Source organism: Shimia aestuarii (genome assembly GCF_900114635.1).
In the GTDB taxonomy this organism is placed as follows: domain Bacteria; phylum Pseudomonadota; class Alphaproteobacteria; order Rhodobacterales; family Rhodobacteraceae; genus Shimia; species Shimia aestuarii.
The window spans coordinates 82,868-96,111 of record NZ_FOTQ01000011.1; the positions used below are offsets into that span (position 1 = coordinate 82,868).

At 57.7% G+C, this 13,244-nt stretch carries 7 protein-coding genes and 4 pseudogenes; 5 read left to right on the plus strand and 6 right to left on the minus strand.

Going from position 1 to position 13,244, the window contains the following annotated elements:
- Positions 1–29: 29 nt before the first annotated feature.
- Entirely contained in the window at positions 30–1,136 is a 1,107-nt protein-coding gene (locus BMZ35_RS18710; RefSeq protein WP_165610132.1) for a trans-sulfuration enzyme family protein, read from the plus strand.
- Between the two features lie 81 nt (positions 1,137–1,217).
- Here BMZ35_RS18710 and BMZ35_RS18715 read toward each other — a convergent pair whose 3' ends face one another.
- Positions 1,218–3,833, minus strand: coding sequence for a LuxR C-terminal-related transcriptional regulator (locus tag BMZ35_RS18715; RefSeq protein ID WP_165610133.1), 2,616 nt, complete (start codon positions 3,831–3,833; stop codon positions 1,218–1,220).
- A gap of 250 nt (positions 3,834–4,083) precedes the next feature.
- Between BMZ35_RS18715 and BMZ35_RS18720 the strand changes: the two genes are divergently transcribed.
- The 3 genes from BMZ35_RS18720 (at position 4,084) to BMZ35_RS18730 (ending at position 7,410) form a co-directional block, all read left to right on the plus strand.
- On the plus strand, positions 4,084–4,671 hold the full coding sequence (locus BMZ35_RS18720) for a hypothetical protein (protein ID WP_093096411.1): 588 nt from the start codon (positions 4,084–4,086) through the stop codon (positions 4,669–4,671).
- Between the two features lie 23 nt (positions 4,672–4,694).
- A complete protein-coding gene (locus tag BMZ35_RS18725; protein WP_165610134.1) occupies positions 4,695–6,290 on the plus strand; it encodes a rhodanese-like domain-containing protein in 1,596 nt (531 codons plus the stop codon).
- A gap of 181 nt (positions 6,291–6,471) precedes the next feature.
- Positions 6,472–7,410, plus strand: a complete 939-nt coding sequence (locus tag BMZ35_RS18730; protein ID WP_093096416.1) for a carbon-nitrogen hydrolase family protein — start codon at positions 6,472–6,474, stop codon at positions 7,408–7,410.
- A gap of 115 nt (positions 7,411–7,525) precedes the next feature.
- Here the strand turns inward: BMZ35_RS18730 and BMZ35_RS18735 are convergent, their stop codons facing one another.
- From BMZ35_RS18735 to BMZ35_RS18750, 3 genes and pseudogenes are all read right to left on the minus strand, one after another.
- Positions 7,526–9,277 (minus strand): MOSC domain-containing protein, encoded by a 1,752-nt coding sequence (locus BMZ35_RS18735; RefSeq protein ID WP_165610135.1) that lies wholly within the window; start codon positions 9,275–9,277, stop codon positions 7,526–7,528.
- Between the two features lie 560 nt (positions 9,278–9,837).
- Positions 9,838–10,443, minus strand: a pseudogene (locus tag BMZ35_RS18745) (IS256 family transposase); the annotation flags it as partial.
- Between the two features lie 40 nt (positions 10,444–10,483).
- A pseudogene (locus BMZ35_RS18750) lies at positions 10,484–11,194 on the minus strand (IS3 family transposase); the annotation flags it as partial.
- Between the two features lie 85 nt (positions 11,195–11,279).
- Here BMZ35_RS18750 and BMZ35_RS18755 point away from each other — a divergent pair.
- A protein-coding gene (locus tag BMZ35_RS18755; RefSeq protein WP_093096426.1) for an IS3 family transposase occupies positions 11,280–12,631 on the plus strand; the annotation gives its coding sequence in 2 pieces (ribosomal slippage) (positions 11,280–11,616 and positions 11,616–12,631; 1,353 coding nt in all).
- A gap of 41 nt (positions 12,632–12,672) precedes the next feature.
- On the opposite strand, the pseudogene BMZ35_RS21150 reads toward BMZ35_RS18755, so the two are convergent.
- Both BMZ35_RS21150 and BMZ35_RS18760 read right to left on the minus strand, forming a co-directional pair.
- Positions 12,673–12,894, minus strand: a pseudogene (locus BMZ35_RS21150) (IS3 family transposase); the annotation flags it as partial.
- Positions 12,895–13,244: pseudogene (locus BMZ35_RS18760) on the minus strand (IS110 family transposase); the annotation flags it as partial.

Sequence of the window (13,244 nt, forward strand, 5' to 3'; positions counted from 1 at the left end):
AGGTCAAACTGCCCGAGGGCAATGAACCTATGGTGATGCCGATCTATCAAACGGCGAAATTCACCTTTCCGAGCTGGGCCGAGCTTCTGGAAAACCATGATAAAAAGACTGGATTTTTTTATAGCCGCACATCCAATCCCACTGTTCGGCAACTTGAAAACCAAGTGGCTGCCCTCCAGGGGCGTGACGACTGCGTCGCACTTGCCAGCGGAATGGCGGCGGTCACGACGGCGCTTCTTGCCTTGCTGAAGGCAGGCGACCATGTTGCATTCGCCTATGAATCTTATCGACCCGCCCGTTCCTTCGTGCGAGATACACTTTCAAGGTGGGGCATAACCAGCTCACTGTTTTCGGTCCGGGATCCGGACGCTCTCCAAGCCCTGATGTCCACAAAAAAGCCCGCGGTGGTGATGTTCGAGGCGCCGAGCAATCCGGTCAATCATGTGCCCGACATCGCGGTGCTCACCGAAATCATCCATCGCCACGGCGCGCTTTGCCTGTTGGACAACACGCTTGGCGGCCTGCATGTATTTGGCGAATATGACGTTGACATATTCATCCATAGCCTGACGAAATTTGCCGGAGGCCACAGTGACGTGATGGGTGGTGCGATCGTTGGTAATGACGACGTGATCGCCCCAATCAAGGCATTGGCACCGATATTGGGACCGATGATGGATCCGCACGCGGCGTTTCTCATCCTGCGCGGTCTTGAAACCTATTTCCTGCGCTTCCGGCACCAATGCGCCACGTCGCAAGCCGTTGCCGAGTTCCTCGAGGGGCATGAGGCTGTCCGCAAGGTTCATTATCCGGGATTACCCGGACATCCGAGCCACGCATTGTGCATGCAACAGGCGGAGAGTTTCGGCGCGGTTGTGAGTTTCGACATCAATGGTGGCTTGCGCGAAGCCGAGTCATTCGTCGACCGTTTGAAGCTCTTTTACGTTTCGGGAAGCCTTGGCTCCGTGCATTCGCTCGTGGTCCCCGCGCAACCGCTTTTCGCCTCGGACTACGACGAACAAACCGCCGAAATGGTCGGCGTCGTTCCGGGCACCGTGCGTTTGTGCATCGGGTTGGAAAGCGCGGATGATCTGATTTCGGATCTGGCACAGGCACTTAATGGCGAGGGTGCCTAGCACGCGTTTTACGTAACTGAAGTTTGGTGCGGCGCTTTCTAGCGTGCAGAAGAATATGAATATTCTTTGACTGTCAGTTGGTTAGCGGAAATCACGCTCAATTTTCGGGATTACATCCTCCCGTCGCTTCACTCCAAACTTTCTATAGATCTTTTTCAGATGGAATTTGATCGTATCGGTTGTCACGCTCAGTGTCTTTGCCATCTCGGCATTGGTCATCCCTGCACCCAACAGGTCGACAACTTCCATTTCTTTGCGGGTAAGCTCAACGCCGCCTGCCAAAACGGAAATCGACTGCGCTTGTGACTGGAATGCCTCGTGCAACATGGACAGGTATTGGTACTTGGTCAAATAACGCTGGGCCTTGGGCAGCGTACGCAAGGCAATACCGATCAGCCGCTCCATGGGCAGGCCGAGGTCGAGAAATACGCGGAAATAGTTTTCGTGTTGGCCCAAGCTCGCCGCTTCGAGCAGGGATTCGATCGCCTTCTGGCGATGGCCAAGGGCATCTTCGGCAATCGCCCTTAAAGCTATTGCCCGGATTCGATAATTGGTCGCTCCGTTGGCACTGGCAACTTCGCAGGTGCGGTTCAACATGTCAGTAGCCTTGGCAGCATCGCCGCTGGAGATCCAGACCCGTGCCAGCGCGACTCGCGCGAAATTGACGACTATCTGTGAATCCATCGAGGGCGGCATATTCGGGTTTGGCGGATCAAGCCTGGCAAGCTTCTCCAACCCGATCTCGTTTGCGGCGGCGAATGCGAGAACGCGCTTGCCCGACTTGATGTTCTCGATGATGCGAAGAATCGAAACGACCTGTTTGAGGCGCGGCAACCTGCGTTCTTCGGCTGTCCTGTCGGCCCGGCCCAGAGTTTCAATGACGCCAGCGTGCCCCGACCCAACTCGCGCTATGTTGGCAGCGACCCTGTACCCCAGGATCAGCGGCGTGCACCAGATCTCGGTCCTTTCAAGCAAATGAAGTGACTTTGCTATCAGCGCGCTAGCCTCCTGAATCTGGTTTTGTTGGTAAAGGATCGAGGCGAGATGAAGCGACGCGAGCGCCTCGAAAAGGCTTTCCGGTCCATAGCTGTCGCGTGACTCGCGAATAACACTTTTTAGGCAAACCTTTGCGCGGCTGAGATGCCCCATGGAATGAAGAACCGCGCCCAAATGTACTTCGAGATGCAGCCTGCTGGAATCCTGGCGCGTCGCGATCAATACCGTTTGGACTCTCTGGGCGGCTTTTACCGCATTATGCAGATCGCCGGTTTCGTAATAAAAGAAAAACAATATGTAATTCACATCTGCATGCAGCAAAGTCGCGGTTCCTGGCAGCTTCGTGTAGATTTGCTTGAGCTGTTCGATCTTGTCACGAGAAGCAAGCCTGTCTTCGCTGATAGCCACCAGCGCATCGACTATTTCGACCTCGATACTCAGCTTGTCTTCAAATTGCATGGTTTCCCGCAATTCGTTGAGTTTCCGCCTTCCGAGTTCCGGATCTCCTGACCTTGCGACATGCAGCGCATCCGCCAATCGAATGCGCGGGCTTGCGCAAAAGGTCTGTTCATCAAGCTTCGGCAGGTATCGCGACAAGATTTCATTGCTGCCATCAACGGCAAGCCGCCAGGATCCAGCCTTTTCGATCATCGTGGCGAGAAGGGTCCGATCCCTTACCTTGTCAGCCAGTTGAAGCGCAGTGTGGTAGGCGTATTTATCGGAAAACCATTCGGCCATCATTTGGCAGGTATTGCTTTGGAATTCCGCCGATTTTCGAAGAAACATGGTTCGGAAATGAGTGCGAAACGGCGCGCTCACGCAAAACAGGCTTTCGTCTGGATTGCACGAATGCGCCAAACCAAGGTCGCGAATCCTGACAAGCATTTCCCAACCGGGCCCCTTGCCGGATAGTTTCTCGATCAGGCTGCCCTCGAACATGTCGATTTGCGACAAGGCAAGCAGCACGTCAACCATTTCCAGGGGTAGGTGCGACAGGACCTGTTCCTGAAGGTAGGTAAGCAATCGTGGTGAAAGATGGTCCAGCCATTGGACTGCCGCAGAGTTCTCAACTTTTAGCTGAGCCGCCAGCATGATTGCCCCAGGCCACTTGCCTGTCAGCTTGAGAAGTCGTTTTTTTTCCTTCGTGGACAAACCTGGAAAGCGATTTACGACTTCCGCGGTCGACAGGCGAAGTTGTTCGATCCCGAGAATCTCGACTTTTTGGTCCAGGCCAAGCTGAACGAGGTCGAGTCGTGGTCGATTCCATGTCGCGAGAGACAGGCGCAAACGCCCGGATCGGTGCATGGACAGGAGCCTGAAAAAGATCAGCGTGTCCTCATCCGTTATGTCGTCGAAATTATCAACAAAGATCGCAATCGGCACATTCGCGGTATTCTGCACAATGAGCTCGGCGACCACTGGTGGTGACATTTCGCGGGAAAGCGCCAACTGCACTCCGGCCTCGCCCAGCAGGCTTTCCAATCGGGTAATAAGTGCCGGAAACCGCGTCGAAATCATCTTGCAGCTGATCCAGACTGTCGCGCTGCCGGATGCGTCAGCGCGCGCCATGGCTTCACGCAAATGCCAGGTTTTTCCAAAACCCGGGGGCGCCCAAAAGACCTTTGAAATTGTCCCTTGCGTCAAGGCATCTGGATCTTGCACAAGAGCCGCGCCAGCTTGAGAGACTTCGATGGCTTCCATATTCTTTCCTCCTACGCGCTCACCACTCCCTTGGCCAATGGGCAGACACCGCCGTATTCTGGCCATCAAATGGACTGAGCTACCCGTGGGTTCGGTCCGAACTCATAGCTTTTGTAGCATTACCACCAGGCAGTCGCTACACACGGGTAGTTTTTTCTGGATAGGTGTAGTCCGATAGTGCTGCCAGGCTCAATTATCGGCTGGTCGTGCTAGAATAAGAGGGCCATGAGCCTAATTGGGGGAGTCCTTCATGCCATCTCGGATCGCAAACGCGCGCAGCGCAGAAGTCCGCACGTTTTCAGAAACTGTCGATCCGTTCGTAGGGACGGCCGATACCTCCCGCGACTCCCTGCGCTCGATAGAAGCCGCGATGAAGGTACTGGCCGCCCACACTGAGCTTTTCCCGGCAGAGCATTTCCAGCGGCCGGGCAGCGAGCCTGGTGCACTGTTCGAGCTATGGGTCAATGAGGCAGGTACTGCGGCGCTCTATTACAACGTGATCTGGGATGACATCGACAGCCCGGCGCACCGTCATGGCACTTGGGCAGCGATTGCGGGCCTTGAAAGCGTTGAGCCGAACCAGACCTATCGGCTCGACCCCGAAACAGATGCGCCCATCCCGGCAGAGCGGATCGAGGTAACGCCTGGGATAGCCGTGTCGATGCTGCCGACAGATGTGCATTCCATCCACGTCCACGGGCCGTTTCCGGTGAGGACGCTGCACTTTTACGGCCGCTCACTGGCAACGGCCGGCTTGCGCGAGTTGTATGACCCGGATTTGAAGAAGTGGGAGACCTACCCTGCACAGGTTACTGTCCTCCAGCCAAGTGTCGTCTGACGACAATGTCCGGGGACAGGTCAGTGAAAGACCCGCTCTTTGCGGAGATTTCGGCGCGCGAGCTCGTCGCCCTTGCGGGCACGGGCGCGCCGCATGCCGTCATCGACACGCGCGAACAGGCTGTATTCGGCGCCGGGCATATGCTTTATGCCAGCAACATGCCCCTCAGCCGGCTGGAACTGCTCGCTTCGGATCGCATACCTTGCCTGGACGTGCCGCTCATCCTCGTTGATGCCGACCCGAGCCGCACCGAGCTTGCTGCAGGCAGGCTTGCAGCTATGGGGTTCACAGATATCCGGGTCTTGGCCGGCGGGGCCTCGGGATGGCAAGAGGAAGGATATCGGCTTCACATCGGGACGAATGTACCGAGCAAATTGCTTGGGGAGTATGTCGCCCATTCCGGTGATGTGAAACTTATTCGACCAGAGGAGTTCCCCGACTTCGTTGCCGCGCGCCCCGACTTGGCAATCTGGGATTGTCGTCCGCGAGGCGAATTCGAGGCTGGCACGCTTCCAGGGGCGGAAAACGTGCCAGGAACGAGTTGGACTTCACGGCTGGGCACACAGAACGACAATCCGATTATTGTAACCTGCGCCGGTCGAACGCGGGGCGCGATTGCAGTTGCATCCATAGCGAGGTTTGCTGGACTGGAGAATGTGACATGGGTCGAGGACGGTTTGGCAGGGTGGACCTTGTCCGGTCGGGAAACCGTTGCGCCTTCGTCCAGTGCGCCATCCAAGGGCGAGCCGGCGCGCGCCTCTGGCAAATTGCGGGATCGTATCCGCGCGATGGCCCTTTCCGCCGGTGTGACGACGGTGGAAGCGTCCGAGGTGCAGGATTTGTGCGCGCAGGATGCCTGCGCCTACTACTTCAACGTGTCTACGAAAACCGAGGCCGCGCCCAAGGGGGCCTGGGCGCGCCGTGTTGCCGGGGGCCAGCTCGTCCAGACCGCAGACGATGTCATCCCGGTGCGCAACCTTCCCGTCATCCTGTTCGACGATCGCGATGGCGAAGCCTTCATTGCGGCTTTCTGGTTGCTTCAGCTTGGATATCACCGCGTTTCTGTTGCCGAAGGCTGCTCTGATCAGGACTTTGTGCCCCCCCCTAAGGCGGGGGCGGGCACCTATTCCGTCGAAACATCCACCGCCCTGTTGGACCCGATTGCCGCCAGGAACCTTGCAAACAAATCGGATTCGATGCTCGTCGATGTGTCCAGCCGAATGCAATACCTCGCCTCCCACCCCAAGGGCGCGTTACACTGCAATAGGACGTCGCTGGGGAAGCTGGTTGATGCGAACCGCCCGGCCGTGGTGGTCATCACTGGCCACGATTTGGGTGTCGCCCGCCTCGCCGCCGCCGATCTGGTCGAGGCGGGGCAAAAAACGGCTTTGGTTGCTGGTGGCAATCGTGCTTGGGCAGAGATACCCGACGAAACCGACGCAGGTGATCCCACGACGCCAGTCGAAATTGACGATTACCCGCCGCCCGACGCGCCGCTACCCGACAAAAATGAACGGCTGCGGGCCTATATCGAATGGGAGCTGGCGTTGATCGAGTTGTCACAGGACGATCCGCTGGAACCACCGGGGTTTGCGAGAGATTTCAGGCAGATACTCTAGGAACCCGACCTTGAGCGGTCCCGGCGAGCCGGTATTTTAGCATTTAAAGCGGCGAGTGATACGCTGTCTAATCAACGCCTGTCTATTCATGGTGCGGGTTTGACAGAGACGGGGACAGGGGCGTTCGCTCGCAAACCACTGCCGCGAAATCCGCCAGATTAAAACACAAAGGAACCCATCGATGAATGATCAGCCTTTCAAAGTTGCGGCCGTTCAGGCGGCACCTGCCTATCTCGACCTCGAGCGAGGCACAGACAAGGCAATTGCATTGATTGAGCAAGCGGCCAAAAAGGGCGTTCGACTGATTGCCTTTCCCGAAACATGGCTGCCGGGATATCCGTGGTGGATTTGGCTTGGCGCACCGGCTTTCGGTGGTGAATTATTTACCCGCCTGTTCGAAAGCTCGGCAATCGCCGGTGGCGAGTACGACAAACGCATTTCCGAAGCGGCGCGAGAAAACGGAATTCACGTGGTGATGGGATTGAGCGAGCGTGACGGCGACAAGATCTATATGGCGCAGTGGCATTACGATGCCACGGGAAACGTCATTTCACGCCGGCGCAAGCTGCGGCCAACGCACGAGGAAAGAGGCGTTTTTGGTGACGGCGACAAGAGCGATCTTGTCGTGAAATCTACGGAACTGGGTAGAATTGGTGCCCTATGTTGCTGCGAGCACCTGCAGCCGATGTTGAAATGCGCTCTGGCAAGTCAGGGCGAGCAAATCCACGTTGCCGCCTGGCCCGGCTTCAGCCTGTATACAAACCAGGCATATGCGTTCGGCGCCGAGTTGAACCTTGCTGCCAGCCGAATTTATGCCGCCGAAACTCAGACTTTTGTAATCGTGTCCTGCGGAATGGTCTCAGATCAAATGTTGGATCTGCTTTGTTCGGAGCCATCTTCGCGCTCACTGATCGAAAAGGGCGGCGGTTATGCGCGCATTTTCGGACCTGACGGCGATACGATCGGCGAAGTCGTTCCCCCCAACGAAGAAGGTCTGGTGATCGCCGAAATATCACCGATTGCGATTTCGCGGGCCAAATCTGCTGCGAACCCGATGGCCTATTACGATCTCCAAGACCTCGACGGCTTGCTGTATTCGTCCAAGCCGCGACAGCGATAGGCCCTGCGCCGCCCCGATTTGAGCACATCGCCGCGCCTGCATTTGCACGTGGGCGCATGAAATCCTGCGCCGGTAGGTGGCTGTGCGGCGCGAGGCAATATTCACTCAATCGGTTTCAGAGATCGATTTCCACCGATTTGCTTGCAGGGACACTGCAACAAAGCAGGGCGAAGTCTTTTTCCGGCAGGCTGGCAGGGGATCCATCATAGACGATTTCCCCAGACAGGATCCTGGCGCTGCAGGATTGACAGGCCCCAATTCGGCAACTGCTCGGGGCATCAATTCCGTGATGTTCGGCAAATTCGAGAAGGTTCGCGTGGTCACCTTCTTTCCAAACCGCTGTCTTCCCGGATTTTTCAAAGTTGATCGTCGCCTCTTGCACGCCAATCCCGCCCGATGGCGAACCGACCTGAAAGGACTCCGTCAGGACACGCTCCGGCATTGCACCGGCGGCGAGCAATTCGTCCTTGAACTTCCGTTCAAAGCTCTCTGGTCCGCAGATATAGAACCTTGAGAAGTACCACGGGATATCAATCCTCGTTCCCGTATAGACGACATGCGCATCAGCCAGTTCCTGCTGGATATGGTCGAGCGTCAGCCGGCCAGCGATCTCGTAGTCCATGCCCAGCTCTTCATCTTTTGCAGGCTGGCTGTGAACCCGAATGAGTTTTAGCTTCGGGTGGCTATCACACAATTCCTGCAATTTTTCGGTAAAGATCGCGCTTTCAGTGTCGCGCATGCAGGCAAAGATATGGATGTCGGGGATCGAGGGCCCGAGATCAGCAAATGCCTTGGCCATCGAAAGCAGTGGCGTCACGCCAATGCCCCCTGCGATCAGGGCAGCGGGCTCAAGCGCGGTTCTGTCGGGCACGAAGCGGCCGGCAGGCGATCGTAGCTCGACCTTCTCGCCTTCTTTCCACAGCCCGAAGAGCTGGTCGGTTCCAGTTCCCGGTCCGGACCGCTTTACGGTAATCCTGTAGGAGGAAAGGTCGTCGGTGTAGTCGGAAATGCTGAATGTGCGCGAGCTGCTGCCATCGGCCAATCGCGGCTCATGGACGGAAAGGAACTGCCCTGCGCGATAGCCAGCAACCTCGCCGGCATCCTCTGGCGCCAGGATGAAAGAGCGCACGTCTGGCACCTCTTCAACGACGGACTTGATTTCAAATCTGCGCCAATCGTCCCATTTTCCGCTTGCTGTTCTGGTTTGCTCAACCATCCGGATGCGCTTCATGAAGAGCGGGTATCGCGAGGTTTCGCTAAGCGTTTCCAGCGCCAGGGCAGCATCGAGATCATCGAGCGTAACCCCCTCGCCGCGCCAGATCAGACCGGAAATATCGCTCACGAACGGCGCATCGGGCGAGCAGGAAAGCTCCGTCAGGCGGTCGCCGGCGGCAACGGTCCCGGGCTTGTCGACCCGCAGGTAAAACCCGTTCATTCCGCTCAGGGCAAACTCCTGCAGGAAACTGGCCCTCTGCCCAAGCCTCCAGGCCAGCTTGTCACAGGGCACACGTGGGCCAAGCACGGTCATTTCAAGCTTGCCTCCTAGCCGGAAGCGATCGCCAATCCGAACGGTGCTTTCATCCAGACCCTCGACTGTGAAGTTCTCGCCAAGATGCCCATCCGGCCACGGGGCACCATCCTGGTTCAGGCGCGTGTTCCAATGGTCGAGGCTCTTTGCCGAGAGCAAATAAACCGCATCCGGATGGACCGCCGACTTGTTGCCTTCAACGCCAATCTTATCGACCAGAACCGGCCCGGCGACCGCCGACTTTACGATCGCCGTTCTAACGGTGCGACCGTGCATGTCAATTTTCTGCGGGAGCCCAACACAGATGCTTCTCACAGACATTTCGGTTTCGTTCGACATTGGGCACTCTTGTTTTTGATATTCGGATCGGAGTCTAGGGGCGGGCAGCGAAAAGCGTGAGGGTAGTCGGGCCGTGAACAGGGTAGAGTGGCCAACAAGTTGGCACTTCCAGCCCGTCGGCATGCCGTGCCAAGGGCTGCTTCACTGAAACCCGGAGGCGCGCATCCTATTCAGAGGCCTCTGAAGGCCGCTCTTGTCCAAATGTTCGGCGTATGTGCTCGTCCCCGGCAAGCTCCTCCTCTGAAAGCCCGACCTCGCTGTCTCTGGCCGTTTGGCCAAAATGACCCAGCATGGATGCGTCTGGTATCGGTCGCGTTGGCCAACAATACAGCAAGGGTTGCGTGGGCGATGCTGGTGCGAGATCAGACATATCACCCATATCATGCAGACTTGCGATAACGCGAAGAACAGGAAAACAGGAATTTGTTGCAGCAGTCTGTGATGCGAGATGATCTGTCCAAGAACGAGAACACCCCGTGTGATCCACTGCGCCCTCGAGCGCGCCACGAGGGTCACGTCCGTCAAGGTGGTGTAATTTGCCGGGTGGCCTGAGGTCATGATCAGGCGGTTTTGATGCTGAGAATTGGGTCGATCTCCTCGTGGTCGATCTGGGCGAATGCCTCCACCATCATGTAGCGGCTTGCTGTCTGCCATTCGTCGTTCTGCTCGAACAGCACCGCACCGATCAGCCGTGTGATCGAGGCCTCGTTCGGGAAGATCCCGACGACGTCGGCGCGGCGTTTCACCTCTTTCTTCAGGCGCTCGATCGGGTTGGTGCCATGCAACTTGGTTCGGTGCTGGCGAGGGAAGGCCATGTAGGCCAGCACGTCGTGCTCGCTTTCGTCCATCGGTTCGGCCAGCTTGGGCCATCGCGACCGGAGCTGGTCTGCGACGCGGCGCCAGGTTTCGCCCGCGGAGGCGCGGTCGGGCTGGTCGAATGCCTGGCGGATTGCTGCGGCGACGACGGTGTGCTGGCCACGAGAGACATGGGCGAGCGCATTGCGCATCCAGTGGACACGGCAGCGCTGCCACGTTGCCTCGAAGACGCGCTCGATAGCCGCTCTGAGGCCGCTGTGGGCGTCCGAGATCACCAGCTTGGCACCATCGAGCCCACGGGCCTTCAGACCCCGCAAGAAGTCCATCCAGAAGGTCCCTGCCTCCGACGGTCTGGACCTGTGACGGTTTGATGCCGCTCCGATTGCTCATTTAAGCGACCTTTCTTTCGAAAGCCAAGGGGCTTTTCCAGCCCAATGCCGAATGGCGTCGGCGAGGATTGTAGAACCCGTTGATATATTAGAAGATTGCCAGCTCAGCGTCGCGGCGCGACCGCCAGGACCGCTGCCACAGCAGCTCAGCCTTGATCGTCTTGAAGAAGGTTTCCACCGCCGCATTGTCGTAACAATTTCCGGTTCCACTCATGGATACCCGGAACCCGTGCTGGCGCAGGATTTTCTGGTAGTCGTGTGAGCAATATTGGCTGCCGCGGTCCGTGTGATGGACGCAGCCCTTCGGTGGCCTGCGCAGAGCAATCGCCATGTTCAACGCCCGGATCGCCAGATCGCGTTTCATGCGGTTGCTGACGGCCCAACCGATCACGCGCCTTGAATGCAGGTCCAGGATGACAGCCAGATACAGCCAGCCCTCCTGTGTCCATACGTAGCTGATATCGCCCGCCCATTTCTGGTTCGGGCGGTCAGCGAGGAAGTCTCGGTTCAACAGGTTCGGCGCGATGTTGAAGCTGTGATTGCTGTCGGTCGTGGCTTTGAACTTCTTGTTCCTCTTCACCGTAATGCTGTTCTGTCGCATCAAACGGCCAATGCGGCGATGTCCGACATCAAAGCCAAGTTCCTTCAGCTCTTCCGTCATGCGAGGCCTGCCATAGCTGCCCAGAGATAGGCGGAACTGTTCGCGGATGTGTGTCTGACGTCAGCGCCAATGGGACAGTTTAGGTCGATTTGATAAGAGAGGGTTTCTGGCACATCGTAACCACCAAGGAGTGGAGATGAGACAGAAACCCGGAACACGCAAGAGCCACGGCGAGAAGGTTGTTAAGGACATCCGCCGTGCCACACGCAAACAGTATTCGGTCGAAGAGAAGATCCGGATTGTGCTGGACGGCCTGAAGGGCGAGGACAGCATCGCAGAGCTGTGCCGCCGCGAAGGTATTGCTCAGAGCCTGTATTACAGCTGGTCCAAGGAATTCCTTGAAGCTGGGAAGAAGCGCCTGGCTGGGGACACAGCACGTGCGGCAACGTCGAACGAGGTAAAGGACCTGCGTCGGGAATCCCGCGATTTGAAAGAGGTCGTGGCCGAACAGGCCCTGGAGCTGCGCCTTCTCAAAAAAAGCATGCTCGGGGATGGGGGCGACGACGAATGAGGTATCCCGCATCCGAGAAGCTGGAGATCATCCGCCTCGTCGAAGGCTCGCATCTCCCGACCAAACGCACGCTGGACAAGCTGGGCATCCCCAGGACCACCTTCTATCGCTGGTATGACCGGTATCTGTCGGGCGGCCCCGAAGCGCTTGAGGATCGCAGCCCCAAGCCGTCACGGGTCTGGAACCGTATCCCAGAGCCGGTGCGCGATAAGGTCAAGGACCTGGCCCTGAAGGAAAGCGATCTGTCGCCGCGCGAACTGGCCGTTCAGTTCACTGACACAGAAAAGTTCTTTGTGTCAGAGGCTTCGGTCTATCGCATCCTCAAGTCCTATGACTTGATCACCAGCCCGGCCTATGTGGTGGTGTCGGCGGCTGACGAGTTCCAGGACAAGACCACACGGCCGAACCAGTTGTGGCAGACCGACTTCACGTATCTGAAGGTCATTGGATGGGGCTGGTTCTATCTCTCGACGATCCTCGACGACTTCAGCCGTTACATCATTGCGTGGAAGCTCTGCACGACGATGAAGTCGGGCGACGTGACCGACACGCTGGACCTGGCACTGCAGGCTTCGGGCTGTGATCAGGCGACGGTTCTGCACAAGCCGCGCCTGCTCAGTGACAACGGGTCGAGTTACATCTCGGGCGAGTTGGCCGATTGGCTGGAAGATCGGCAGATGGATCACGTCCGTGGCGCCCCGTATCACCCGCAGACCCAAGGCAAGATAGAGCGCTGGCACCAGACCCTCAAGAACCGCATCCTGCTGGAGAATTACTACCTGCCCGGCGATCTCAGACAGCAGATCGACGCCTTCGTCGAACACTACAACCATCGACGCTACCACGAGAGCCTGCAAAACCTCACGCCGGCCGACGTCTACTTCGGGCGCGGCCAGACCATTCTGCAACAACGAGAAAGGATCAAACGAAAGACCATCGAAACCCGGCGCTTGCTTCACCGCAAATCGGCCGCATAATCAAACCAACCAGATGAGCCAGATCCTCTCTTAGCTCAGGCGCCCATCTGTCCCAAAATCCCTGACGACGGACAGCGGATGTGGGCCAACAATACCATGTCCGTTCGCTGTCTCCGACTGGCCGGGCGAGAACGCCAGGCGCGGAAACCTCGCGGGCTGACGTCCATAATCTCGCACAACCGGTTCACTGGGATGACGCGCCGGTGTTCTTCGACGAAGGCAAATCTCATTTGCTTCTCTCCGCAAAGAACACCGTGGCCTTCCTAAGAAACACCCGCGGTCTCCGAGATGGGCGCCAATGCGTAACCCATTGTCTTGGCCCGACGCTGGAGGTTTGAGAGCACGCGTTGCCGATGTCGTTCGTCGTAAGCCGCCGCTCCCTGATCCTGATAGGTTATGCCATGCCGTAAAGCGTTGTAGAACAAGACCGCGATCTTGCGCGCTGTGGCCGTTACGGCCTTTTGTTTGCCGATCCGCGCCGAGAGGCGTCGATAGAACGCGCCCAAGGCCGTGTCGCTTCGGCCAATCGTGACTGCCGCCAGACGAAGGAGGGCGGCCGCACGACTAGAAGATCGGCGTGTCCGTGAGGACAGCAGCTTGCCCCCAGAGATTT

What these genes read in the sequence shown, in the direction of transcription:
- BMZ35_RS18715 (WP_165610133.1), bottom strand. Translation starts at nt 3,833, where the DNA reads ATGGAAGCCATCGAAGTCTCTCAAGCTGGCGCGGCTCTTGTGCAAGAT.
- BMZ35_RS18735 (WP_165610135.1), bottom strand. Translation starts at nt 9,277, where the DNA reads ATGTCGAACGAAACCGAAATGTCTGTGAGAAGCATCTGTGTTGGGCTC.
- BMZ35_RS18730 (WP_093096416.1), top strand. Translation starts at nt 6,472, where the DNA reads ATGAATGATCAGCCTTTCAAAGTTGCGGCCGTTCAGGCGGCACCTGCC.
- BMZ35_RS18710 (WP_165610132.1), top strand. Translation starts at nt 30, where the DNA reads ATGGTGATGCCGATCTATCAAACGGCGAAATTCACCTTTCCGAGCTGG.
- BMZ35_RS18720 (WP_093096411.1), top strand. Translation starts at nt 4,084, where the DNA reads ATGCCATCTCGGATCGCAAACGCGCGCAGCGCAGAAGTCCGCACGTTT.